At 42.7% G+C, this 26625-nt stretch carries 21 protein-coding genes; 14 read left to right on the top strand and 7 right to left on the bottom strand.

Annotation, left to right across the window (positions count from 1 at the left end):
• Positions 1 to 5: 5 nt before the first annotated feature.
• The 3 genes from LKX84_RS05790 to LKX84_RS05800 form a co-directional block, all read right to left on the bottom strand.
• Positions 6 to 1226 (bottom strand): TolC family protein, encoded by a 1221-nt coding sequence (locus LKX84_RS05790; RefSeq protein WP_228236189.1) that lies wholly within the window; start codon positions 1224 to 1226, stop codon positions 6 to 8.
• Positions 1223 to 4960 (bottom strand): efflux RND transporter permease subunit, encoded by a 3738-nt coding sequence (locus LKX84_RS05795; RefSeq protein ID WP_228236190.1) that lies wholly within the window; start codon positions 4958 to 4960, stop codon positions 1223 to 1225. The genes LKX84_RS05790 and LKX84_RS05795 overlap by 4 nt, the downstream gene beginning before the upstream one ends.
• A 93-nt stretch (positions 4961 to 5053) precedes the next feature.
• The gene (locus LKX84_RS05800; RefSeq protein WP_228236191.1) at positions 5054 to 5440 is read right to left on the bottom strand and encodes an HYC_CC_PP family protein; all 387 of its coding nucleotides are present in this window, start codon (positions 5438 to 5440) and stop codon (positions 5054 to 5056) included.
• 129 nt (positions 5441 to 5569) lie between these two features.
• Between LKX84_RS05800 and LKX84_RS05805 the strand changes: the two genes are divergently transcribed.
• From LKX84_RS05805 to rodA, 7 genes are all read left to right on the top strand, one after another.
• A complete protein-coding gene (locus tag LKX84_RS05805) occupies positions 5570 to 6022 on the top strand; it encodes a GAF domain-containing protein (protein WP_228236192.1) in 453 nt (150 codons plus the stop codon).
• Positions 6023 to 6115: 93 nt separating this feature from the next.
• Positions 6116 to 7645 carry a bifunctional phosphoribosylaminoimidazolecarboxamide formyltransferase/IMP cyclohydrolase gene (purH, locus tag LKX84_RS05810; protein ID WP_228236193.1) on the top strand — a complete coding sequence of 510 codons (1530 nt, stop codon included), beginning with the start codon at positions 6116 to 6118 and terminating at the stop codon, positions 7643 to 7645.
• A gap of 55 nt (positions 7646 to 7700) precedes the next feature.
• Complete coding sequence (locus LKX84_RS05815; protein ID WP_228236194.1) at positions 7701 to 8729, top strand: rod shape-determining protein; 1029 nt, start codon at positions 7701 to 7703, stop codon at positions 8727 to 8729.
• Between the two features lie 61 nt (positions 8730 to 8790).
• Positions 8791 to 9603 carry a rod shape-determining protein MreC gene (gene mreC, locus LKX84_RS05820; protein WP_228236195.1) on the top strand — a complete coding sequence of 271 codons (813 nt, stop codon included), beginning with the start codon at positions 8791 to 8793 and terminating at the stop codon, positions 9601 to 9603.
• Positions 9600 to 10106, top strand: a complete 507-nt coding sequence (locus LKX84_RS05825) for a rod shape-determining protein MreD (RefSeq protein WP_228236196.1) — start codon at positions 9600 to 9602, stop codon at positions 10104 to 10106. Before mreC ends, LKX84_RS05825 begins: the two co-directional genes overlap by 4 nt.
• 55 nt (positions 10107 to 10161) lie before the next feature.
• The gene (locus LKX84_RS05830; RefSeq protein ID WP_228236197.1) at positions 10162 to 12030 is read left to right on the top strand and encodes a peptidoglycan D,D-transpeptidase FtsI family protein; all 1869 of its coding nucleotides are present in this window, start codon (positions 10162 to 10164) and stop codon (positions 12028 to 12030) included.
• On the top strand, positions 12020 to 13303 hold the full coding sequence (rodA, locus tag LKX84_RS05835) for a rod shape-determining protein RodA (RefSeq protein ID WP_228236198.1): 1284 nt from the start codon (positions 12020 to 12022) through the stop codon (positions 13301 to 13303). Before LKX84_RS05830 ends, rodA begins: the two co-directional genes overlap by 11 nt.
• Here the strand turns inward: rodA and LKX84_RS05840 are convergent.
• The gene (locus LKX84_RS05840; RefSeq protein WP_228236199.1) at positions 13300 to 14097 is read right to left on the bottom strand and encodes a DNA/RNA non-specific endonuclease; all 798 of its coding nucleotides are present in this window, start codon (positions 14095 to 14097) and stop codon (positions 13300 to 13302) included. The genes rodA and LKX84_RS05840 overlap by 4 nt on opposite strands.
• A gap of 105 nt (positions 14098 to 14202) precedes the next feature.
• Here LKX84_RS05840 and LKX84_RS05845 point away from each other — a divergent pair, with 105 nt between their 5' ends.
• Positions 14203 to 15096, top strand: a complete 894-nt coding sequence (locus LKX84_RS05845; protein ID WP_228236200.1) for a bestrophin family protein — start codon at positions 14203 to 14205, stop codon at positions 15094 to 15096.
• 63 nt (positions 15097 to 15159) lie between these two features.
• Here the strand turns inward: LKX84_RS05845 and LKX84_RS05850 are convergent, their stop codons facing one another.
• A complete protein-coding gene (locus LKX84_RS05850; RefSeq protein ID WP_228236201.1) occupies positions 15160 to 17331 on the bottom strand; it encodes a carboxy terminal-processing peptidase in 2172 nt (723 codons plus the stop codon).
• Between the two features lie 203 nt (positions 17332 to 17534).
• Between LKX84_RS05850 and surE the strand changes: the two genes are divergently transcribed.
• From surE to LKX84_RS05880, 6 genes are read left to right on the top strand one after another with little or no spacing between them, the layout of a single operon-like run.
• Entirely contained in the window at positions 17535 to 18311 is a 777-nt protein-coding gene (gene surE, locus LKX84_RS05855) for a 5'/3'-nucleotidase SurE (RefSeq protein ID WP_228236202.1), read from the top strand.
• The gene (locus LKX84_RS05860) at positions 18301 to 18588 is read left to right on the top strand and encodes a hypothetical protein (protein WP_228236203.1); all 288 of its coding nucleotides are present in this window, start codon (positions 18301 to 18303) and stop codon (positions 18586 to 18588) included. Before surE ends, LKX84_RS05860 begins: the two co-directional genes overlap by 11 nt.
• 53 nt (positions 18589 to 18641) lie before the next feature.
• Positions 18642 to 19010, top strand: a complete 369-nt coding sequence (locus LKX84_RS05865; RefSeq protein WP_228236204.1) for a four helix bundle protein — start codon at positions 18642 to 18644, stop codon at positions 19008 to 19010.
• 49 nt (positions 19011 to 19059) lie between these two features.
• Positions 19060 to 20172, top strand: a complete 1113-nt coding sequence (lpxB, locus tag LKX84_RS05870; RefSeq protein WP_228236205.1) for a lipid-A-disaccharide synthase — start codon at positions 19060 to 19062, stop codon at positions 20170 to 20172.
• A 33-nt stretch (positions 20173 to 20205) separates the two neighbouring features.
• Positions 20206 to 20748: a C40 family peptidase gene (locus tag LKX84_RS05875; RefSeq protein ID WP_228236206.1), complete on the top strand. Its 543-nt coding sequence runs from the start codon at positions 20206 to 20208 to the stop codon at positions 20746 to 20748.
• Positions 20749 to 20793: 45 nt separating this feature from the next.
• Complete coding sequence (locus tag LKX84_RS05880; RefSeq protein WP_228236207.1) at positions 20794 to 22782, top strand: ComEC/Rec2 family competence protein; 1989 nt, start codon at positions 20794 to 20796, stop codon at positions 22780 to 22782.
• Here the strand turns inward: LKX84_RS05880 and LKX84_RS05885 are convergent.
• Positions 22775 to 24277: a peptide MFS transporter gene (locus LKX84_RS05885; RefSeq protein WP_228236208.1), complete on the bottom strand. Its 1503-nt coding sequence runs from the start codon at positions 24275 to 24277 to the stop codon at positions 22775 to 22777. The two genes, LKX84_RS05880 and LKX84_RS05885, sit on opposite strands and share 8 nt — an antisense overlap.
• A gap of 19 nt (positions 24278 to 24296) precedes the next feature.
• A complete protein-coding gene (locus LKX84_RS05890; RefSeq protein ID WP_228236209.1) occupies positions 24297 to 26456 on the bottom strand; it encodes a S9 family peptidase in 2160 nt (719 codons plus the stop codon).
• Between the last annotated feature and the right edge of the window lie 169 nt (positions 26457 to 26625).

The raw sequence follows: 26625 nt of genomic DNA on the forward strand, positions 1-26625 counted from the left end.
TAAATTTACTTGTTAATTAAATAATTGATGGTGACAGACTGCATATAATACAGCTGCGTAGATTGAATTTGATTGGTTTGGAACTTTAATTGCAATTCCTGAATGTCCAGCACGTCATTAAAATTGATGGTGCCGGTCTCATAATTTTTTATCAAGATTTCTTCAGCATCCTTGGCCTGTTCCAAGTTTTTGGACTGGGTCTCGAAAGCGATTCTTGCTTCATTTCGCTGCGAAATGGCCTTGGCATAGGTATTCTCCAACACATTCAACCGTTCCACTTTCTGTAATTCGATTTCCTTTTGACGCAATTGGTTCTGTTTGGTCACCGATTTAAATTTATTGTTGAAAATGGGAATGGAGAAAGTGACCATGGGCATCAAAACGTCTTTTCCATTGTCACTCATCATCATATCCGTGCGTTCCGAAACGGGAATATAGTCCAACCCAATTCCAAAACTTGGGGCATTTTCCTTTTGATTGACCAATTCTGATTGGGCTACTGATTGAAACAATTGATCGTACTTGATCAGTTCGGGGTTCATGGTTAATCCTTTCTTCTCCAATATCGGGTCTTCGAACGGAATCTGCATTTCTTCCACCACTTCCACGCCAATACTTTCATCACGATTGAGCAAATTGTTGAAGACCGCTTGTTCCGCTAGATATTGTTGATCTAAAATTTGGCGTTGTTGCTGAAGTTCGTTCTGGCGTATCTGTAGTTTCAATACATCCACAGCCGAAGCCTTGCCAACCTCAACCGACGTAAGTGCCAATTTTTCATAGGTCTTCAATAACGCTATGTTCTCTTCCAGCACTCTTTTTTTCGCCTGAATGCCATACAACACATAATAGGATTGTGCCAAGGAAAGCGCCAATTTGCGTTTGGCAATCACAATTTCAGTGTATTCGGCATCTGCCATGGAACCGGCATAGTTTTCGCGTGCCGTGATTGTCCCGAACCAAGGAAGCATTTGGGAAACCGAAAAACGGGCCCTCTGTGCCCCAACACGGGTTTCGGGTTCACTCACAAAATATCCTGCCCCAAAAGTGGTATTGGGCAAGGTGTTCATTTCGTTCACTTTTTCCTCTGCGATGTTATATCTGAGTTCCATTGCCTGGATCACAGGGTTGTTCTGTTCTGCTTCTTGCAAATACGATTCAAGCGTCTGGGCTTTGGCACTAAAGGCCAATACTGCTATCAAAAGGAATAGGGTTTTCTTTTTCATCGACTTTGCATTTTAAGTTGTATTTCTCTTTTCCAACTATACAATACCGGCACCACAAAAAGGGTGATCAATGCGATCAACATACCCCCAAAACTTGGAATGGCCATGGGAATCATGATATCGCTTCCCCTACCGGTACTGGTCAACACGGGCAAAAGTGCCAAAATGGTCGTAGCGGTGGTCATCAAACAAGGTCTGATCCGTTTTTCTCCAGCTTCAAGCACGGAGGCCCGAATGCCTTTTAACGTTTCAGGACTGTTTTTATCAAAAGTTTGGGTCAGATACGTGGCCATTACCACTCCATCATCGGTGGCAATACCGAAAAGGGCTATAAAACCGACCCAAACGGCCACGCTTAAATTGATGGTATGCATCTGGAACAGATTCCTAAGATTTTCACCCATAAAACTGAAGTTCAGGAACCACTCCTGCCCATAAAGCCAAATCATCATGAAACCGCCTGCAAAAGCTACGGCAATTCCTGAAAAAACCATGAGTGATGTTGCCACGGATTTAAACTGAAAATACAGGATAAGGAATATGATCAATAAGGCCAATGGTACTACAACAGACAAGGTTTTCTTGGCCCTCAATTGGTTTTCGTAGGTACCTGTAAACTTATAACTGATGCCCTTGGGAACCACTAATTCGCCATTCTCTATTTTCTCAAGAATCTTGGCTTGGGCATTTTCGACCACATTCACTTCGGCAAAACCATCTTGCTTGTCAAAAAGAACATAGCCCACCAAAAAGGTGTCCTCGCTTTTAATGACCTGAGGCCCTTGCTCGTATTTAATGGTCACCAATTCACTCAATGGAACTGGATTTCCTTTGGCTACCGGCACATAAATATTTTCAAGATCGGTCGGGTTATCCCTCAATTCCCTGGGATAGCGAACCCTAATCCCGTAACGTTCCCTCCCTTCAACGGTTTGGGTGAGCGACATACCGCCAAGGGCCACTTCAAGTACCTGTTGCACCTCTTCGATCACTAGCCCATAGCGCCCCAATTTTCCTCTATCAATGTCGATCAACAAATAGGGTTTACCTACTATCCGATCGGCAAAAACAGCTTCATCCTTTACCCCATCGGCTTCTTTTAAAATAGATTCCAATCGAAGGCCAAAACTTTCAATCTCCTTTAAATCCTGTCCCTTAACTTTAATCCCCATGGGGGCTCTCATTCCAGTTTGAAGCATGACCAAGCGGGTTTCAATGGGTTGTAGTTTTGGTGCCGAGGTAACCCCAGGTATTCTGGTAACCCTAACAATTTCGTTCCATACGTCGTTTGGACTTTTAATCTCCGGTCTCCAGTTCCTAAAATATTCCCCATCGGTGTCAGGGATCAAAAGTGATCTATCGATCTTAAGGGGTTCCGCAACATGTAGTTCCTTATACTTTTCGTCCTGGTCCACTTCCAAATTTGGATTGGCAGCGAACTTGCCATTTTTCAGTTCGAAGTAACCATCCTTGTTTACCTTAAACCTTTGCGGATTTCCTTCCTCGTTCTTTTGGTACTCCGACCGATATTGAATGATGTTCTCGTACATGGATAAAGGTGCGGGATCTAGAGCGGATTCGGCCCTACCGGATTTGCCTACCACCGTTTCAATCTCCGGGATGGTGGCCACTGCCATGTCCAATTGTTGAACAACCCGCTTGTTCTCCTCAACCCCTGCATGAGGCAACGAAGTGGGCATCAACAAGAAGGAACCTTCATTGAGTGAAGGCATAAATTCCTGACCCGTGTTGCGCATGATCCAGAATCCGAGTACTGTGATTATGGTAGGAATGGACAGAAACAAGAGCTTGTTTTCCAAGGCCCAGGTCAAAATGCGGCTGTAATATATTCTGAAAAGATAAAAACCGCCCAAGAGCACACCACAAATCAACGCCACAAAAATCAGGTTGATGGCGATGCTTCTATCAAATCCCAAAGGTCTCCAATAGGTAGCCAACAGCGCAACAATTGTGGCAATGCTTATTCCAACATTTAATGTGCTCCAATGCTTTCCGTTGATAACATCCTTCAACCTCAACATCCCAGAAACCCCAAAGGCAATCAACACCAATCCCAGCCAATACCCAAAAATGATGGCCAACAATCCCAAGACAATCAACAGACCGTTCCATAGTTGTTTGAAAATTGGTTTCCGATCGTTTTTCTTAAAAATGATGGCAGCAAAAGGGGGTATCAGAAACAAGGCCACAATAATGGATGCCGTTAAAGCCGCGGTTTTTGTAAAGGCCAACGGGCGGAATAATTTCCCCTCAGCGCCAACCATAGTAAAAACAGGGATAAAACTGATGATGGTGGTAAGTACCGCAGTTACAATGGCCCCAGAAACTTCGGAAGTAGCGTTATAGACCACTTCGTCAATGGATAAATTTTCTTCATTCTCGTCCATATGACGAATAATGTTTTCGGACAAGATCACACCCACATCTACCATGGTTCCAATGGCGATAGCGATACCTGAAAGTGCCACAATATTGGCGTCTACTCCAAAATACTTCATGGCGATAAAGACCATGAGTACGGCAACGGGCAAAAGTCCTGAAATCAACACCGATGCCCTGAGGTTGAACACCATGACGACAATTACCAAGATGGTGATCAAAATCTCCAAGGTGAGTGCCTCGTTCAGGGTACCCAAAGTTTCTTGGATCAATTCAGTACGATCATAAAAGGGAACGATGGTCAATTGGGAAGTGGTTCCATCTTTCAATTGTTTGGATGGCAAACCGGCACTCAACTCCTTTATTTTTTCCTTCACATTGTTGATGACTTCCAATGGGTTTGCACCATATCGGGCAACTACCACCCCGCCAGCCACTTCTGCACCTTCCTTGTCCAAAATACCTCTTCGGACCGCTGGACCCAAGGAAACATGGGCCACATCTTTCACACGAATTGCCGTGTAATCAGTTGAAGTGACCACTGCGTTCTTGATGTCATCCAATGATTTGATGTAGCCCAAACCACGGACCAAATACTCTGCTTTGTTGATCTCCAAGGTTTGGGCACCAATGTCGCGATTGCTTTGTTTTACGACTTTCACCACTTGGTCCAAACCTACCTTATATTGTTTCATCAACTCGGGATCCACATCCACTTGGTATTCCTGAACAAATCCACCAATGGAAGCTACTTCGGATACCCCTGACGCCGAAGACAAGGCATATTTTACATAGTAATCCTGAACGCTACGCAATTCTTGAAGGTCCCAACCGCCTGTAACATTTCCGTCCTTGTCCCGGCCTTCCAACGTATACCAAAAAATTTGCCCCAAAGCTGTGGCATCGGGTCCCAAAGCAGGGTTTACGCCATCGGGCAACAGGTTATTGGGTAGTGAATTCAGCTTCTCTAGGATGCGACTTCGGCTCCAATAGAATTCCACATCTTCGTCAAAAATGATATAGATGCTCGAAAACCCGAACATGGACGAACTCCTGATGGTTTTAACTCCGGGAATCCCCAATAAGGAGGTAGTCAAGGGATAGGTAATCTGGTCCTCGATGTCCTGTGGTGAGCGACCTGGCCATTTGGTGAAAACAATCTGCTGGTTTTCGCCAATATCCGGAATGGCATCTACGGCCACAGGGTCACTGGGCAAAAAACCGGTTTCCCAATGGAAAGGGGTATTCACAGTTCCCCAGCCCAAAAAGAGCACAAGCAGCAAAATGGCCACCAATTTATTTTCGATTAGAAATTTGATGCTTTTGTTCAGCATAAAAATTTGATTTAGACAATAGATCGAGTGAAAAAAGCGCATAAACGCACTAGCCCGACCGTTAGGATCGGGAATGAATCAATCTATGTTAAATCAAATAAGGAAAGTCTGGTCCAGAACCTGTACATCCCGTATTAAGGGTGGTGGGTTGTACTCACTAAAATGATTGGGTTCCTTCTCATCTACTTCAATAAAATGAAAATAGGTATATACAAAGCTTACAATGAAGAACTGTTGGTCCAGACTAAAATCGTCAAAGGTGATTTTCAGGTCATGTTGACCCTTAACCGTGAAGGTTTCGTCGTTGCAACAGCCTTTTTCCATATCCATGGACATACCACAGTCATCCGCATGGGAAAACAAGGCAACATCCATCACCCGGCCCATACAAATATGCTTGTCCACCGTCCAGGAAACGGTAGAGGCCAGCACTAAAATGGCCATTAGGGAGGTTAGAAATTGATGGAAAATCTGCTTCATCTGACAACAAAACTACAAAATATTAACATTTATTGCTTTGCTTAACAGAAGTTTATGCTGCAATAAGGTAATTTTTGATTCATTTGTCGGACAAAATCCCAATTCAATACATTTGCAAAAAAGAATCCCATGCTTACATCTTTGGAACCCGAAGTACTCAAAATCCTTGACGATAAATCCCAATCCGTTGAAGCCCGTTTGGGTGAAATCTGCGAATTATTACGCAGCCATGTGAACTATTATGATTGGGTGGGATTCTACTTCAGAAATGGTGACAAAGAGGAATTGAAACTTGGACCTTACGCCGGAGCACCAACCGACCATACCATTATTCCCTTTGGTAAGGGCATCTGTGGCCAGGTGGCCTTGAGCAACCAGAATTTTGTGGTGCCTGATGTTGCCGCCCAAGACAACTACATTGCCTGTAGCATAACCGTTAAAGCAGAAATTGTGGTGCCCCTTTTTGTGAATGGTGAAAATGTGGGTCAAATCGATATTGATTCCAACACCCCTGACCCGTTCACTGAAGCCGATGAACGCTTTTTGGAATTCGTGAACCGCGAGGTGGCCAAAATTCTGTAAAACTTCTACAATTTTGTTGATAAACCGTTCTTCTTTTTCGTGACAAAAGGGGTAATTTTGTGCGCTTAATAAATTGATTCTAAGACACAGAAGATGACTGCCAAAAAAGCCTCCGCTGCATTGATTTCCGTATTCCATAAAGATGGTCTGGAACCCATCGTTAAAAAACTGGACCAACTTGGGGTAACCCTTTATTCTACAGGGGGAACCGAAACCTTTATTCGTGATTTAGGTATTGAGGTTGTTCCGGTCGAGGACGTGACCAGCTACCCTTCCATTTTGGGCGGACGTGTGAAGACCCTTCACCCTAAAGTTTTTGGTGGGATCTTGAACAGACAGGACAATGAAAGTGATGTGGCCCAAATGAAGGAATTCGATATTCCACAATTGGATATTGTGATCGTGGATCTTTATCCATTTGAAAAAACTGTGGCCAGTGGTGCTTCCGAGCAGGACATCATCGAAAAAATAGATATCGGTGGTATTTCCCTCATCAGGGCTGCCGCCAAAAACTTTAAGGATGTACTTTGTGTTTCCTCAATGGAAGATTACACAGAATTTTTGGAAATCATTTCCAACGGAAAAGGTTCCACTACGTTGGAAGAGCGCAAGCGATTTGCCACCAAGGCATTCAACGTTTCTTCCCATTACGATACAGCTATTTTCAACTATTTCAACAAAGACCAGGAAGAAGCTGTGTTGAAAATCAGTGAGACCAAAGGTCAAGTGCTGCGATATGGTGAAAACCCACACCAAAAAGGATATTTCTTCGGTGATTTTGATGCCATGTTCACCAAATTGCACGGTAAGGAACTTTCATACAACAACCTTTTGGATGTGGATGCCGCCGTTAACTTAATTGGCGAATTCAAAAATGACAATCCTACTTTTGCAATCCTAAAACATAACAATGCCTGTGGTTTGGCTACGCGAAGCACCATCAAACAAGCTTATGTGGATGCGTTGGCAGGCGACCCTGTTTCGGCCTTTGGAGGTATTTTGATTTCCAATGTTGAAATTGATAAGCCTACTGCGGAAGAAATCCATGATCTTTTCTGTGAAGTGGTCATCGCTCCCAGTTATTCCGATGAGGCATTGGAAATTTTACAAGGCAAAAAGAACCGAATCATTTTGGTTCAGAATGAAATAGAATTGCCCGAAACTTTGGTTCGCACTTGCTTGAACGGGGTTTTGGTACAAGATAAAGACTCCAAGACCGATGCCAAGGAAGACTTGGCCCCGGTAACGGACAAAAAACCGACCGCAGAGGAAATCGAGGACCTTTTGTTCGCTTCCAAATTGTGCAAACACACCAAGAGCAACACCATTGTTTTGGCCAAAAACAAACAGTTGTTTGCTAGTGGAACCGGACAGACTTCAAGGGTAGATGCCCTGAACCAAGCCATCCAAAAAGCAAATTCCTTCAATTTTGACCTGAATGGCGCTGTTATGGCCAGTGATGCCTTCTTCCCATTCCCTGATTGTGTGGAGATTGCGGACAAGGCGGGCATCAAAAGTGTCATCCAACCAGGAGGGTCTATCAAGGATCAATTGAGCATTGATTATTGCAATGAAAATGGAATGGCCATGGTGATGACAGGTACTAGACATTTTAAACATTAATTTTAGTACTTTAGCCGATAATTTTTACCGTTAATCCGAAAATAGACGCTTTTGTATGGGATTTTTTGATTTCATGACCGAGGAAATTGCAATTGACCTTGGTACTGCAAACACCCTGATCATCCACTTGGACAAAGTGGTGGTAGACAGTCCTTCCATTGTGGCAAGGGACCGTGTAACAGGAAAGATAATCGCGGTGGGCCGCGAAGCCAATATGATGCAGGGGAAGACCCATGAAAACATCAAAACCATACGACCGTTAAAAGACGGGGTAATCGCCGATTTCGATGCTTCGGAAAAGATGATGAACATGATGATCAAGAGCATTCCCGCTCTTAAGAAGAAATGGTTCCCGCCTGCCCTTCGTATGGTCATCTGTATTCCATCAGGTATTACCGAAGTGGAAATGCGTGCGGTTCGTGAGTCCGCTGAACGTGTAAACGGTAAGGAAGTCTATTTGATCCACGAGCCAATGGCCGCAGCCATTGGTATCGGCTTGGACATCATGCAACCCAAAGGGAACATGATCGTGGACATCGGTGGTGGTACCACAGAAATTGCGGTAATTGCACTTGGCGGTATTGTTTGTGACAAATCGGTGAAAATTGCGGGTGACGTTTTCACGAACGACATCATTTATTACATGCGCACACAGCACAACCTGTATGTGGGGGAAACCACGGCAGAGGCTATTAAGATAGAAATCGGTTCCGCTACGGAAGATTTGAAATCCCCACCTGAAGATAAAAGCATTCAAGGCAGGGACTTGTTGACCGGGAAGCCCAAACAAGTACAAGTTTCTTATAGGGAAATTGCCAAAGCACTGGACAAGAGTATTTTAAGGGTTGAAGATGCCGTAATGGAAACTTTATCACAAACTCCTCCAGAGTTGGCCGCTGACATTTACAATACCGGTATCTATTTGGCCGGTGGTGGTTCCATGCTTAGAGGTTTGGATAGAAGATTGTCCCAAAAAACCGATCTTCCAGTTTACATCGCAGAAGATCCCTTGAGAGCTGTAGTACGTGGTACGGGAATCGCCCTTAAAAACTTAGAGCGCTATAAAAGTATTTTGATCAAATAGGGCTGTTTTGAACAGTTCTGTTACTTTATAGGTATTCAACCTTACTTAACGATACGATTGCATGCAACGCATCATCAACTTTATTTTACGCTATAGAAATGCATTTCTTTACATTTTTCTTGCGCTCATTTCGTTGGTGATGACCATTCGGTCGCATTCGTATCATCAATCCAAATTTTTCAATTCTTCCAAATGGCTTTCCGGTAATGTTTATGGAACCGGACACGATATTTCATCCTATTTCGGGCTACGTGAGGAAAATGAAAGATTAGTGGAAGAAAACGAACGGTTGAGACGAATCCTATTCAACAAACCAACCGATCCTATTCCTTCTTTGGATTCTACCAATGTTGCTTTTGGTCTACTGAGTGCAAAACTCATCAAAAACAGTTTTTCATCACCGCGAAACTATCTCACTATTGACAAAGGAAGCAATGATGGGGTAAAACAAGACATGGGGGTAATTACCACCAAAGGTATTTTGGGAATCATAGAAAATGTGTCAAAAAATTTTGCCACGGTACAGAGTGTGCTCAATACCAAATCTAATATCAACGCCAAGATCAAGCACACCAATTATTTTGGATCATTGATCTGGGGGGGCGAGGATTACACCACTGCCCAATTGGTCGATATTCCCAGATTGGTGCCATTGGTTGTAGGCGATACCATTGTTACAGGTGGCATGTCGAGTATTTTCCCTGAGAACATACCTATTGGAATCATCAAAAAATATGACCTCAACGCTTCGCGAAGCTTTTACAATATTGATGTGGAACTGTTCAACGATATGGCCAACATCAAAAATGTATACTTGATCGAGAACCGAAACAAGGAAGAAATCAAAGAACTGGAGAACCAAACCGTACAATGAATAGCACAATTTTACTCAACATATTCAGATTTGTGCTGTTGATCCTGACCCAGGTCCTGATTTTCAACAATCTTAATTTTATGGGGTTCATCAATCCAATGGTGTATTTGATTTTCTTTTATTGGTATCCCATCAAAGTCAACCGGGCTATTTTCATGTTGGTGGCCTTTTTATTGGGCTTCACCATCGATATCTTTTCCGATACCATGGCCTTGAATGCCTTGGCATCCTTGACAATTGCCTATGCCCGTCCTGTTCTGATGCGGTTCTGTTTTGGGGTAAACTACGAGTTTCAGAATTTCAGTTTTAAGAATACCACCAATATTCAAAGGATCACCTTGTTGGCGTTGATGGTACTCATCCATCATTTTATATTCTTTTCGCTTGAAATTTTAAGTATTGACCATATCCTTTTAATTTTGAAAAAGGTTTTTGCCACAGGTATCGTAACTTTAATACTTTGTACATTATTTAGTTCACTTTTTAGTCCGAAAAGTGAATAAATTTGAAACTACATCGTTGGTAATAAAGGACTAGCGCCTACAAATCTGGTCGAGTATGAAAAAATTGCTTTTATCGTCAATTATCGTCATTATTGGGTTCACCTTTATTGGGAGATTGTCCTATTTGCAATTGTTCCGATTTTCACCAGATCAAATCCTTGACGATCCCGCCATCAAAAAAATATACGACTACCCAGAACGGGGGTACATTTACGATAGGGATGGTAAACTAATGGTAGGAAATCAACCTGCATATGACGTCATGGTCATCCCGCGAGATGTAAAGCCACTGGACACGTTGGAGTTCTGTCAGCTTTTAGGAATTGAAAAATCGGAATTCATCAGCAAGATGGAGAAAGCCCGGATTTATTCGCCTAGGCTACCTTCCGTTTTGGTGCCCCAATTATCCAAAGAGGACTACGCCAAACTTCAAGAAAAAATGCGGCATTTTGTTGGGTTCTATATCCAAAAAAGGTCGCTCAGGTATTACAACACCCATAGCGCAGCCAATGTTTTGGGGTACATCAGTGAGGTGAACGAAGGCGACCTTCTCAACAACCCTTACTATGTTGCAGGTGAACTGAAAGGTAGAACCGGTATTGAAATGCAGTACGAAGAAATCCTAAGGGGCAGAAAAGGGGTAAAACACATTCAAAAGGATCGCTTCAACAGGGATATTGGCCCATACAAAGATGGAAAACTGGATACTTTGCCCAAACAAGGCAAGGAAATCCACATTACCCTGGACAAAGAATTACAGGAGTATGGTGAATTATTGATGCATGGGAAGCGAGGAGGAATTGTGGCCATTGAACCCAAAACAGGGGAAATTTTGGCCATGATCTCTGGTCCAACCTACGACCCCAACCTTCTAGTGGGCAGGGAACGTTCCAAAAATTACAGTAAACTCCATTACGATACCATTGCTAAACCAACATGGGACCGTTCCATTTTGGCACAACCTTCGCCCGGATCACCGTTTAAGACCTTGAACGCCCTTATTGCACTCCAAGAAGGGGCAATCGACCCCAATACCAAGTTTACTTGTTACCACGGATTTTATGTGGGCAATACCCTAAGAGGATGCCACTGTGGTGGTGGTGTACGGAACCTGAATTCCGGTATCTACCTATCCTGTAATGCTTATTTTGCTGGCGTTTTTAGAAAAATCTATGATAAATATGGCTCCACCGATGAAGGCATGGATGCTTGGGACAAGCATGTCAAAAGCTTTGGGTTGGGCGATTATTTGGGAACCGATCTTCCTACAGGTGCCCCAGGAAGGATTCCGGATAAGGAATACTATGACAAATGGTATGGCGATGGCAGATGGGCCGCTTCCACCATTATTTCCAATTCCATTGGGCAAGGAGAAGTAGCCGCAACACCCCTTCAATTGGCCAATATGACGGCCGCCATTGCTAACAGGGGATATTTTTATACTCCTCACGTGATCAAAAGTGTGGGCAATTCTGGGGATATCGACCCCAATTTTACCACACCACATTACACTACCATAGACCGAAAATACTTCGAGCCCGTAATTCAGGGAATGGCCGATGTATACAACTACGGAACAGCTAGATGGCTTAAGATTCCGGGAGTTGATATAGCGGGCAAAACAGGTACAGTGGAAAACTATATCAGGGTAAATGGAGAGCGGATGCAGTTGACAGACCATTCCGTATTCGTAGCTTTTGCACCGGTTGAAAATCCGCAGATTGCCTTGGCCGTGTACATCGAGAACGGTTATTTCGGTGCCCGATACGCTGGACATATCGCTTCTTTATTGATCGAGAAGTATATCAAGGGTGAAATTACCCGAAAAGATTTGGAAACACGCATGCTGGAAAGGACTTTGGAGCACGAATACGCCAAACCTTATTCCGGTGAACCTTTCAAGATCAACGAGCGTGAGTGGTAAAGGCCCTTTTGGAAGGATAGATTGGATTACCGTGATCCTTTATGCGTTATTGGTTTTTATAGGTTGGATCAATATCTATTCCACCTCGCTGACCGACACAAGTCTTTCCATTTTTGATTTCTCCACCCTTTATGGCAAACAACTATTTTTCATTGGGTTGGCGTTTCTCGGTATCATTTTCGTGCTCTTTGTGGAGTCCAGCTTTTTTGAACGGTTCGCATCCATTTTCTATGTGGTTTCCATTGTTTTGTTGTTGGGGCTCTTTGTTTTTGGGAAGAAAATTGCTGGGGCCACTTCTTGGTACGATCTTGGATTTTTTAACTTTCAACCTTCGGAATTAGCAAAGGTGACCACTGCTTTGGCATTGGCCAAATTCTTAAGTGACATCCAAACAGACATACGGAATGGAAGGCATCAGTTGTATGCCCTGACCATAATCCTATTACCTGCAATACTGATTTTACCGCAGCCCGATCCGGGGAGTTCGTTAATCTATTTCTCCTTGTTCTTTGTCCTTTTTAGGGAAGGGTTCCCATTGTATTACCTCGGTATTCTTTTGGTGACGGTTATCTTGTTCGCTACCACATTGATGTATGGAACCGTTTGGGTGGTCATCGGATTGGTGATTTTGGCTTTATTGGTCTATACCTTTAAAAGAGCGTCGCTTAAAATTCCCGTACTGCCCGTAATTGGAGCCATTGTGGTTTCAACGCTTTTTTCACTTTCTGTAAATTTTGTGTTTGAACATGTGTTTGAACAACGTCACCGTGATCGCTTCGCACTATGGCTAAGCTTGGAAAAAGATGAGAAGAAATTGGAAGAAATCCGGAAAACCATTGGCTACAACACCTATCAATCCGAAAAGGCCATTGAATCTGGCGGTTTTTTTGGAAAGGGATTTTTGGAAGGTACCCGTACCAAGGGTGATTTTGTTCCAGAACAGCATAGTGATTACATTTTCAGTTCCGTTGGCGAAGAATGGGGATTTTTAGGCACAGCTACGGTCATCATTCTATTTTCAGTTTTCTTTCTTAGGTTGATTTTTATTGCGGAACGACAGAAAAGTGACTTTAGCCGAATGTACGGTTATGGAGTTATATCCTTATTGGTCTTTCACTATTTCATCAACATCGGAATGGTAATCGGTCTGCTGCCCACCATTGGGGTTCCGTTGCCCTTCTTTAGCTATGGGGGATCAGGACTCATCTTTTTCAGTATGTTGCTGTTCATCTTTTTGAAACTCGATTCCAATCGATTAAAAGACGGTATCTAAAATTTCCAGCCGGAAGTTTCCACTCTTTTTTCAATAACTTCTTGCCAAGCTTCAGGTTGGTTATGGAAAAAATCGATTCCAGTTTTTTCTTCCAAGTCATCCACCGATACCAAAAAACGCTGTAGCGGTGAATCACTTTCAGTTGCTGGAATTAAAAAAGCCAAGACTTCAGGCGCTTCCTCATTCTTTTTAAGTACGATCTTGTAAAAAGCCTTGGGAACGTCAACATCTTCCTCCCCAATTTCTTCCAACCCGTTCTCCAAAACACCACCTGTTACCACTACAAGGTCCCCATATTTTTTGCACCATTTTCTCACCTGCTGTTCCAATCGGTTCCAAACCCCTGCATTGAAATCTTTATCCTGGGGACTTATATTGCTCGTGTAAAAAGTTTCGTTATAAGCCTGTTCGGAAAATCGGCGATCGCCTGCTGGGCAAAGATGTCCACGATCATACCCTGAACCACGATAGTTTCTCCAATCGGCCGACTTAGTGCTCACCTTGGGGTCTTCAATAAAGTAAGGTCGCTTTCTGTCGTCATAGGTCAATTGGCTTTTTTTGAGTTCATAAACCACCCATTCCGCTTGTTCAAAGGGTTCATTATAGGAAAGAGAATAAAATTTGTGATGTACCACTTCACCTGTGGTGGAACTTGGCAAAAAATCAGTGTTAAACTCAACATTTTCTGGCCCATTGGGGTTAGAATAAGTGGAAGGCGTGTAAAAATTTTCGACCACCCAAAACGCTATCAAGCATAGGGCAAATAGAACGGTATAAAGTGTTTTTCTCTTCATGGATGTCCAAAATCGACACAAAACTAACCAAAATTGAAGGAGTAGTTTTAGCTTATTTACGTTGATTTGTCATTACTTTTATACAGCATCCTAAGGCATCAAACGATGATTACCAAACAGATTTTTCCCATAACATACATTTTTAGTGAAATTAAAATCTCCCTACTTACCGTCACGCTCATTGGTGTAGTGGTTGATGTTTTTCCACTTTTTTTTCCTGGTATTTTACCTGATATTCCCATTTCCATAGCAACCACATTGGGTATTGCCATTTCTATTTTGATTTCGTTTAAAGTGAATCAATCCTATGACAGATGGTGGGAAGCACGCAAGGTTTGGGGAGAGATAGTGAATGACTCCCGTACCCTGGTTTTACAATTAAAAATGTATGCAGATGCGAATAATCCCATGATCAAGACGATAGCTTACCGTCAAATTGCCTGGTGCTATTCCTTGGGGCAATCTTTGCGAAATACCGACCCCTTTAAAAATTTGAACGGTTTGATCTCGGATGCAGAATTGAAGGAAATTCAAGCACAAAAAAATATCCCTTTGGGTATTCTTAATTTTCAGACCGAATCTATTAAAAAGCTTTTTGACGAAGGAAAATTGGATGGCTTTTCCAGACTGCAATTGGAAGGAACTTTGGCCCAGTTGACAGCTTCGATGGGAAAATGTGAGCGCATCAAAAATACCGTGTTTCCGACTACTTACCGAAAAGGGTTGCACTTGGCCATTTACCTTTTCGTTATTTTTCTGGCCATGTCTGAACCGCTTCGTCTGTCCGTGATATTGGAGGTTTTCATTTTGGTCATCATCTCCATGGTCTTCTTTTTTCTGGAAAAGGCAGCTTTCAGATTGCAAGATCCATTTGAAAATCAACCTACCGATACCCCGGTAACCTCCATAGCAAGGACCATTGACATCAATTTAAGACAACTTGTTAGTGAAACAGATTTACCGAAACCCGTTGAATCCGACGATTTTTACATCATGTAATATTTGAACATAAAAAAAAACCGACTCGTTTTGGAGTCGGTTTTCTTTATTTTGAGAAATTGGTTACCCTTTTACGCTGACCAATTTTCTTTCTTGTTGTTTGATGTTGTTCAAATGCAGATCTTTTAGCACGTTAACAGCTTCTTCCACATAAATATCGCGGGCCAAATCCTTGTGCCATCTGTCCCTTTTCTCCCTTAGTACGGAGTCCTGGGTGAAAAGTTCAGTCTCATATTTCAAAGAACCGAAGGAAAGTTTGGAATCATAATCCCTCAATGTCTTGAACTTATCGGACTGCTTTTTGGCTTCTTCCGCTTTTTGAACATACGCATCATAGTTAAGAGAGATTACATTCTCATCTTGCTGAGCCTTGATCCATTTGGCGTTTTCCTCGATCAACTCGATCTGCGGATTGTTTTCCATTCGTTTTTTGCTGTTGGACACAGCTGTTTCAAAATCGATGTACCCATCCCAAATTTTATAATCAGCAGGAGTGATCTTGTCCCAACCCAATGGGTTTTGCTGATCACGCTCCCCAAGGTCGATATAGCTGTATTTATCCGGCATTACGATATCACTCTTCACACCTTCCAACTGGGTAGAACCACCATTGATCCTGTAAAACTTCTGAGTGGTCAATTTAATGGCTCCCAAATCACCTTGATCGTTGCTTCTCACGATACCATCCAATGGAATCACGTTTTGAACAGTTCCTTTTCCAAATGTCTGTTTGCTACCGATGATAACGGCCCTTTTGTAATCCTGCATGGCAGCAGCCAAAATTTCCGAAGCAGAGGCGGACAATTCGTTCACCAAAATCACCAGTGGTCCATCCCATTGAATACGTTCATCCTTATCTTCATGCACTTCTTTGCGCTGTCCTGAGGAACGAACCTGTACAATTGGACCATCCTTGATGAACAATCCAGCCATTTCCACAACAGTTTTTAAAGAACCTCCGCCATTATCCCTAAGATCTAGGATGATACCTTCGGCACCAGCTTCCTTCAATCTCTCCACTTCTTTGGCCACATCGGTAGCCGCATTGCGTTCGGTGTAATCTTCAAAATCCACATAGAACTTGGGCAGGTTGATCAACCCATATTTGTGGTCGTCACTGTCAATGGTAGCTGACTTTGCATAAGACTCTTCCAACTCTACCACATCCCTGGTTATGGATACGATTTGAATGGTTCCATCCACTTTTCTTACGGTTAGGTCCACAGTGGTGCCTTTTGGGCCTTTGATCAATTTGATGGCATCATCAAGGCGCATCCCAACGATATCGATAGGCTCCTCTCCTTGCTGGCCTACTTTCAAGATTTCGTCACCCACTTCAAGGGTTTGATCTCTCCAAACGGGCCCACCGGAAATGATTTCCACGATTTTGGCACCTTCAGGCTTTTTCTGTAGTCGGGCACCGATACCTTCAAACTTACCGGACATTCCGATATCAAATCTCTCTTTTTCCTCTGGAGCAAAATAAAAGGTGTGTGGATCAAATTCTTCCACGATGGTGTTCAAATATTGTACAAACCAGTCCTTACGTTCCAAATCGCCAACAAAGTCAAAAAATTCGTCCAAAGTGTTTTTGGTCACTTCCCTGGCTTCTTCTTCAGTGGCAACTCTGTCCACATTGGTTGGAATGTCGCTGAATGCCAAAATGGCTTCTGCGTCCACATTGGCTTCTTGGTTGGCATCAGAAATTTTGTTGTCAACCTTATTCTCGAATACGGTTAAGGTATTGTATTTCAATTGTTTTCTCCAACGTTCTTTCAACTGCTTTTTATTGGCAGCGAACTCTTGGTTCTCGTAGTCGATGTTGATGGTTTCATCAAGGGTGTAATCGAATGGTTCCGCCAATACTTCCTTGTAGATGTCTTTGGCTTCTTCCATACGCACCATCAAACGTTGGTACACGGCATTGAAAAAGGTGATATCGGTGTTCCTGATCTCGTCATCGATCATGAATCGATATTTTTCAAATTCCCTGATATCGCTTTCTAGGAAATATCTTTTTGTAGGATCAACAATGTCGATGAAGTCATCGAATACATTGGAGCTAAAATTGTCGTTAAGGTCTTTGGGTTCATAATGTCCCCTTTCCAAAACATAAGTAATCAAATCCAGCAAAAGCTTATCCTTGTCGTCGTTATCGAAAGACTTATTGGTAAAGCTACAAGAGGCTACTGCAACAAGAATAACCAAAAGTGCCAAGATAAAGTTCTTCTTCATAATGTGATTTTTTTCTGGAGCGAAATAATCTGACCTCATACCGTCAAATCTTCGTTACGTCATCCGTCGTTCTTAATTGTATGAATTCTCTAAGATACAGAAAAAACCGTGCCAGTTCTGATCGCCGCTTTTAATTTTTTGTTAAACGGCAGAGGCTCCATATCCTTATGAAAAACGTATTTTTATGCCTTTAATTATAATGCATGGAAAAACCACTCATTTTGGTCACCAACGATGATGGAATCACTGCTCCCGGGCTAAGGGCACTAATTCGCTCCATGAAAGAACTTGGTGAGGTGGTCGTCGTGGCTCCAGACAGCCCCCAATCGGGCATGGGACATGCCATTACAGTAGATAGCACCCTATTTTCCAAAAAAGTGGTGGTAGACCATAAAGAAGGTGCGCCAAGTGAGTACAGTTGCAGTGGAACCCCAGCGGATTGTGTGAAATTGGCCCTCCGCGAAATTCTGGACCGAACACCGGATATCTGTGTGAGCGGCATCAACCATGGTTCCAATTCTTCCATCAACGTTATATATTCCGGCACCATGAGTGCTGCCATTGAGGCAGGCATTGAAGGTATTCCAGCTATTGGCTTTTCCCTTTGCGACTATTCTTGGAACGCCGATTTTGAACCTTCCTTGGACGCCGTGAAGAAAATTGTTTCCGAGGCTTTGACCAACGGGATGCCCAAAGGAACCGTTCTCAATGTAAACATTCCCAAAACGGAAAAACCCAAAGGAATCAAGATCTGTAGACAGGCAAGGGGCAATTGGAAGGAAGAATTTGACAAACGCAGAAGCCCATCCGGAAAGGATTATTACTGGCTTACCGGGCAATTTGAACTGTTGGACAAAGGCGAGGATACCGATGAATGGGCGCTATCACAAGGTTATATTTCAGTGGTACCGACGCAGTTCGACCTAACTGCCCACCATGCCATACCACTAATCAACAATTGGAACTTAAATGAACAATAGAAAAGAAATCATTATTGGCTTTGTGGTAGGGATCATTGCCAACACCTTTGGCACTTTACTCTACATAATGCTATTTTCAGATTTGAGCATCGTCGACACCTTTAACGCCGCAGTGGACCAGGGCCATATTGGCAGTCTGCTTGCCTTGGGAGCCATATTGAACTTGGTTGCCTTTTTTGGGTTTTTGAGGATCAAAAGAGATAATAGAGCCAAGGGGGTGATGCTGGCTACATTGGTTACAGCGTTGGTTATTTTGTTGTATAAAGTGCTATCTTAAACCAACATTTTTTGCTTTTGAAGTTTCAAGAGCAAGACCAAAACCAAAATAAAATGTCCCAAATACCTACTAAAAAATATGACTTGGAGGATAGAATAGTGGAATTTGCAGCAAATGCGGCCTTATTCTATCAAGATTTGCCAAAAGACGCTATCGGCAATTACTATGGAAACCAATTACTGCGTTCAGGAGGAAGTGCCGCGCTAAATTTTGGTGAAGTACAAGGAACCAACTCTGGTAAGGATTACATCAACAAAGCTAGTCTTAGCCTGAAGGAACTCAAAGAATCAAGAGTGAATTTGAAAATCCTGAAGAAATTGGATTTTGGCAACAGTATTCGAAGAAACAATCTTTTGGATGAAGCGGAACAGTTGATAAAAATCATCGCAACGATCATTAAGAACAAAAAGGAAAATCCTTGAACTGCCAAAGTTTGATTCTTTAACTTAATTTTGAACTTGAACTTTTCCCATGAAATACTACATCATAGCTGGTGAAGCCTCTGGGGACCTGCACGGTTCCAACTTGATCAAGGCCCTCAAAAAAGAGGATACCTCAGCGGATATTCGTTGCTGGGGTGGTGATTTGATGGAACAAGCTGGAGGAAAATTGGCCAAACATTACAAGGACATGGCTTTTATGGGTTTCTTGGAAGTACTCAAGAACATTCCTACCATTTTCAAAAACATTGCCTTTTGCAAAGAAGACATTCAAAAGTTCAAGCCAGATGTCATTATTTTCATTGACTTTTCGGGATTCAACCTCCGAATAGCCAAATGGGCCAAGGAACAAGGTTTCAAGACCAATTATTATATTTCCCCCCAAATTTGGGCATCGCGTGAGGGCCGAATCAAAAAAATAAAACGGGATATTGATGCCATGTATGTGATCCTTCCCTTTGAAAAGGAATTTTACGAAAAAAAACATGGTTTCCCCGTTCAGTTTGTGGGACACCCGCTCATTGATGCCATAGAAAATACTGCTGTGGAAGAGAATCAATCCTTCCGAAAAGAAAACGGATTAGACCCTGAAAAACCTATTATTGCACTGCTCCCTGGTAGCCGAAAACAGGAAGTACAGAAAATGTTGGATGTAATGCTCTCCGTGAAGGGGGATTTTCCAGATTACCAATTTGTGATTGCTGGGGCACCCAGCCTTCCCGATGAATTTTATGAGCCATTTTTAAAAGGGAACAAAGTCGGGTACGTTTCCAACAAAACCTATACCCTGCTCAAACATTCGCATGCCGCTTTGGTGACCAGTGGAACAGCCACTTTGGAAACGGCACTTTTCGGTATCCCTCAAGTGGTGTGCTACAAAGGCAATTGGATTTCATATCAAATTGCGAAGCGCATTATCACTTTGGATTATATTTCGCTGGTGAATCTTATCATGGACCGAGTAGTTGTTAAGGAATTGATTCAGAATGATTTGACAACAAAAAATCTCACAACGGAACTCTCCAAAATTGTAACAGGACCTGAACGGGAACGCATTTTATCGGACTATAATCTGCTGCGGGAAAAATTGGGAGGAAGTGGTGCCAGTCAATTGGCGGCCAAATTAATCGTTGAAAATGTGTAGTTTTATCTTCCAAGAAAGAAAATCTATTCTTGGATGCTTCGTAAAACCATAATCTTACTGTTATTTTTTGCCATAATAGCCTGCGGCCCCGGCAAGAAAAAACGAACCTACAGCAAGACCCGGACCGTAACGGTTGAGGGGTCGACCGAAGACACTCTCCCCAGAAAATCCAAAAAAGAAGAGCGCATCAGCGAAAAGGCAGAGGCCATTATTTCCACAGCCATGTCCTATTCCGGCACGCGCTACAAGTATGGGGGTACCACCAACAAAGGCATGGACTGCTCCGGTTTGGTGTATGTTTCCTTAAAGGAAAATGATATTATGTTCCCAAGGAGTTCCTATCAGATGGCCATGGAAGGCCAAAAAATTGAAGTGGAGGAAGTCCAAAAAGGGGACTTGCTTTACTTTCAGACCTCCAAAAGCGGTAAACGGATCAACCACGTAGGCTTGGTTGTTGAAGTAGATGGGGACGACATTAAATTTATTCACGCCACAACCTCAAGGGGCGTTTTAGTATCCTCGTTACGGGAAGGATATTGGAAGTATGCCTTTGTAAAAGCTATGCGTATCCTTTAAGTGCGCCAATTGGATTTTGTGTCCGTTAAACTCACTTTGTGTGTGATGGCGGGCATTGTTTTGGGGTTTTATGGTGAATTGCCACCATCACCGTTTTTGTTAATATTGCTGATCCTACTTCCCGTTTTGTATTGGACCGGCAAAAAACAGTTAAGGGACGGGTTACCTATTTTTGAACTGTCTACAGCACTTTTTTCAATAGCCCTAGGTGTTTTTGTGGTGGGATTGGCCATTTTCCCTCTAGGTTCCTATCGAGTTGATCATGACCTGAACAAAGAGAAAACTTGGCATCTTAAAATCACGGAAACCTTAAAACCGAATGCTTATTCACAAAGGTTTGTTGCACAAGTTATTGCCGTTGAAGGCCAAAATTCTTCCGGGAAAGTCCTGCTGATTCTTCCTTCGGACAGTGTTGGTACAACTTTTAGGGTTGATAATGAACTGCTTGCTTGGGCACGAACTGAAAGTGTTCCACCTCCCGTCAACTCCCATCAATTTGATTACAAAGCTTATCTCGAAAAGCAGGGTATTCATCATCAAATAAGGGCCCGAAAAAGCACCTTTTTGACCTTGGAGAATTCATCCCAAACCCTTTTCGGGATGGCTTCGAATTTTCGGGAAAGCATCATCGTAAAATTAAAATCTTATGATTTTGGCCAAGAAGAACTTGGCGTTATCCAAGCCCTGTTGTTGGGGCAACGTGATGACATTTCCGAAGACACCTACAACAACTACATCAATGCCGGAGCGGTTCATATTTTGGCCGTTTCCGGACTCCATGTGGGCATTTTGTTGCTCTTATTGCAATTTCTACTAACACCATTGGAACGACTTCCCAAGGGCAAAACTTTAAAATTGATTCTCGTTGTAGCCCTGCTCTGGGCATATGCCTTTATTGCCGGGGCTTCCCCTTCCATTGTGCGTGCCGTGACCATGTTCTCCTTTTTGGCCTATGCCATGTACCTTAATCGACCCACAAATTCCTTCAACATTATTGCTCTGTCCATGTTGTTCATTTTGTTGGTGAAACCTTTGTTCTTGTTTCAAGTGGGTTTTCAGATGAGCTATGCCGCCGTGTTTGCCATTGTTTGGATCTATCCCAAAATGCAGCGATTTTGGTATCCTGAAAATTATTTCCTTCAGAAAATTTGGCAGCTGCTATCCGTTAGTGTAGCAGCACAATTAGGTGTTTTGCCCATTAGCCTGTTTTACTTTCACCAATTTCCGGCCTTGTTTTTTGTGACCAATCTGTTGATCATTCCATTTTTGGGGTTGATATTGGGACTGGGCATCTTGGTTATTTTTTTAGCATTGATAGATGCATTACCAACAACATTGGTGCTCATTTATGACCAAATCATCAGATTGATGAATGCCATTGTAGGTTGGGTGGCCCAGCAGGAAGGATTCCTTTTTAAAAATATTCCGTTTGATTCGGTGCAACTAATTTTGGGCTATGTTGTGGTCGTTGCCTTAGTGGTCTTTCTTTCTCGACCCAAATGGAAGTTGGCATTGATTCTCCTAACGGGAATCATCGGCTTTCAAGGTTGGAACTTATGGAACCAAGTGCAAATCCAAAATAAAGAGAACCTCATCTTGGCGCATCGGTCCAGGAATACAGTTTTATTACATCAAACAGGAAGTACCCTTCAGGTTTATACAACAGACTCCCTTAGTTTGGGAAGCTTGATCAGAGATTATTCCGTTGCCGAACGGATTCAAAAATCAGAAGTGGAACCAATCAAAAACTATTATTCCATCAACCAGCAAACCTTGTATGTAATGGATAGCTTGGCCCTGTATCCACAAACTTCAAAAATTGATTATTTGCTATTGACACAATCACCAAAAGTGAATTTGGAACGTGTACTGGACTCCATTCGACCTAAAATGGTATTGGCAGATGGCAGCAATTACAAAAGTGTGGCGAAACGTTGGGAGAAGACTTGCAAACAAAGAAAAATCCCTTTCCACTACACGGGTGAAAAGGGATTTTTCGATTTTAATATTGTAGTTCTGAAATCTACTAGGTAACGTCTCCCATCCATTTTTTAATGAACGGGCTGGCTGCAAAGAATATGATTCCCGCACCAACCGACACCCACACTACGTTGAGGAAGATATTCGGCATTTCCAACACGTTTTCGGGATCGAAGTTACCTCCGATCAAACCAGCGATAAGGTTACCCAAAGCGGCACCAACAAACCAGATACCCATCATTTGGCCCAAATATTTTCTTGGCGATAATTTACTGGTGGCACTGAGACCGACCGGACTAATGGTCAACTCACCGATGGAGTGCAAGAAATAAGTAAGGATCAAGGCGAACATTCCAGCCTTGGCGCCACTCGCCGCAACATGGGCGGCCTCCACCATCACCCAAAACCCGATTCCAAGTAGAATAAGCCCAATGGCAAATTTAAATGGGGTCCTGATGTTAATGTTTCTTGCGGCCAATTTCACCCAAATGGCACCAACGATTGGCGCAAAAATGATAATGAAACCAGAGTTGAAGGATTGCAACATTCCCGCTGGCATTTCCCAACCGCCGATGAATCTATCGGTAAAATCCCGTGCAAACAAATTCAAGGAAGATGCCGCCTGTTCAAAACCTGACCAAAAAATGGCAATACCCACAAACAGGATGAAAATAACCGACACTTTTTTCTTATCCGGCACAGAAAGGCCACCATTGAAAAGAATATTAAGAAAATATCCCATGGTTATCACTACGATAATAAGACCCAAAGCTTGTGCAATACCGGTTGCCGTAGTCACATCTATACTACCTGTAAATTGTAGCACAACCAAAAGAATCAATACCACTGCAACTATGGCATAGGTACCTTTTGAGTTGGATTTTCCAGTTTTTTCCAATTGTTTTACTTTGGGAACCATTCCTATATCGCCCAAATATTTTGGAGCAAAGAATTTATAGGAAATAAGTCCAAATAACATTCCCACTGCAGCCAGACCGAAACCTAAATGCCAGTTGTATTCTGCCAAAAGCGGAACCAATATCTGCCCCACGAAAGATCCCAAGTTGATTCCCATGTAAAAAATGGAGAATCCGGCATCTCGCTTCGCTCCATCTTCATTTTCATAGAGCTCGCCAACCAAGGTACTGATGTTACCTTTCAACAAACCGGTACCTAACGCCACAAAGGCAAGTCCTGTGAAAAATATGATAGGGGAACCCGGAATGGCCAAGATCAAATGGCCTATCATGATCAGAACACCTCCATAAAAAACGGCCTTTCGCTGTCCAAAAATATTATCGGCCAACCACCCTCCCGGTAAGGTCATCAAATAAACCGAAGCGGTGTAAAGTCCATAAACGGCACCCGCGGTTTCCGTAGTCAACCCAAGTCCTTCTTGAGCAGCATCAGTAGTCATGAACAAAATGAGGATGGCCCGCATACCGTAGTAAGAAAAGCGCTCCCACATTTCGGCAGAAAACAGCACATACAATCCTCTTGGATGCCTGAATTTTGGTTTGCCTCCGGTAGATTTTAAAACATCTGACATAATTTTCTAGTTAGTTTGATTATAAATTTTCCTTGACGAAGTTGGTCAACTTTGTAAAGAGATGTAGTCGAGTATTACCCCCGTAAATACCATGGTTCTTATCGGGATAAATGGCCCAATCGAACGGCTTGTTGGCCTGCACCAATGCCTCGATCATTCGCATGGTGTTCTGCACATGTACGTTGTCATCACCAGAACCGTGTACCAATAAATATTTGCCCTTCAACATTTCAGGATAGTTGAACGGGGAGTTATCATCATAGCCACTGGCATTTTCCTGTGGGGTCTGCATGTAGCGTTCCGTATAAATGGAATCGTAAAATCGCCACGAAGTAACAGGGGCAACCGCTATGGCCATTTCAAAAACATCATTGCCTTTTAAAATACAATTGGTTGACATGAATCCGCCATAACTCCATCCCCAAATCCCTGTTCGGTTCTCATCGATATAAGGGAGTTCACTCAATTTTTTGGCAGCGGCGATCTGATCTTCCACTTCGTATTTGCCCAATTCCTTTTGGGTCAATTTTTTGAAGTCCCTGCCTTTTAATCCGGTTCCCCTGCCATCCACGCAGGCCACAATATAACCTTCGGACGCCAACATTTCATGCCAGTAGTCATTGCTGCTGATCCAGCTGTTGGATACCGACTGTGACCCTGGACCACTATATTGGAACATGAAAAGAGGATATTTTTTATTGGGGTCGAAATTGGCAGGTTTGATCATCCACATATTCAGGTCGTACCCATTGATGTTGATGGTGGAAAATTCCTTTGGCGTCATTTCGTACCCATCCAATTTTTCCAAAAGGGCCGAATTATCCTTGATTGCCTTTACCATCTTACCATCCGAAGCAGTATGCAATGTAAACTCATAAGGTGTTGTGGCATTGGAAAAGGTATTGATGTAATAGGTATAGTTGGTACTAAATGCGGCCGAATTGGTGCCCACTTTGGTAGAAAGTCGTTTCTTTTTCTTCCCGTTGGTAGAAATGCTATACACATCACGATTGATGGAACCGTTCTCCACCGACTGATAAAAAATCCTGTTGTTCTTTTTATCGTACCCATAATAACGGGTCACTTCCCATGGGCCCTGTGTAATCTGATTCTTCAATTTGCCATCCTTGCCATATAGGTACAAATGGTTGTATCCATCTCCTTCGCTGGTCCAAATGAAACTGTCATCAGCCAAAAAAGTAAGGTCATCATCAATATCCACATAAGCATTGTCCTTTTCTTCCAACAGAAGTGAAACGGAATTGTCAATTGCCTTAACATCGAACAATTTCAGATCATCCTGATGTCTGTTCAACGTTTGCACGCTCAAATGATCAGGACTGTTCATCCATTTGATCCTAGGAATGTAATAGGCATCGTTCAAATCCACATTTGAAATGGCACCAGAAGCCACATCGAACATATGTAGGGTAACCAAGGAATTGTTCTCGCCGGCCTTGGGATATTTGAACTCATATTGATAGGGATACAGATTGGTCCCATAGATATCCATGGAGAAATTGGGCACCTCTGTTTCGTCAAAACGAAGGAAAGCAATCTTGGTTCCGTTACTGTTCCATTCAAAGGCGCGGACAAAGCTAAATTCTTCTTCATACACCCAATCGGTCACCCCATTGATGATGGTTCCCTTATGTCCATCTGTGGTCACTTGTTGGACCGATTTGGAAGAAAGATCCAAAATATAGAGGTTGTTGTCCGACACATAGGCCACTTTTGAACCATCAGGGGAAAGCGTTGGCTCCTGTATTTTGGTTTCGGAAATTTTCACCAAACCTTTTGTTGCAATATCATACACATAATAGATGCCCAATCTGGATCTTCTAAAAATAGGTTCCACTTCGGTGGCCAACAAAACTTTCGATTCGTCATCACTAAAAGAATAGGACGAAAAATAGGGAACGGTTTCCGAGGAAGCCACAATGGTCTCCACCTTTTCCAAAGTTTCATAATCGTACTTGTCCAAGCTACTGGATCGTGGGGAACGGTTAAAATTGAGGATGGTGTATTGCTTACCGTTGTTCATGGATCGCAAAACATCCATATATTCTGTACTGAACGCTCCTCCCCAAATTTCTTCGAGGGCTATTTTTTTCTTTTGTGCTGTAGAAAAAGTCAAAAAGCCAAAGAGGGTGAGCAATAGGAAAAACTGCTTGTTCATGCGGTATAAATGGATTAAAAACCTCCAAGTTTACTAATATTTATCCGAAAAATAAACTTTGATGTTGCATTTGCAACAAGAAGCATGGAGTTAAATTTCTCCAAATCGGTTCAAATTTTTGATGGCAATCGTCCAAAGTGGCAATATCCTTATATTTGAGTCCTTTTAC

Source organism: Allomuricauda sp. M10 (assembly GCF_020782875.1).
Lineage (GTDB): Bacteria > Bacteroidota > Bacteroidia > Flavobacteriales > Flavobacteriaceae > Flagellimonas.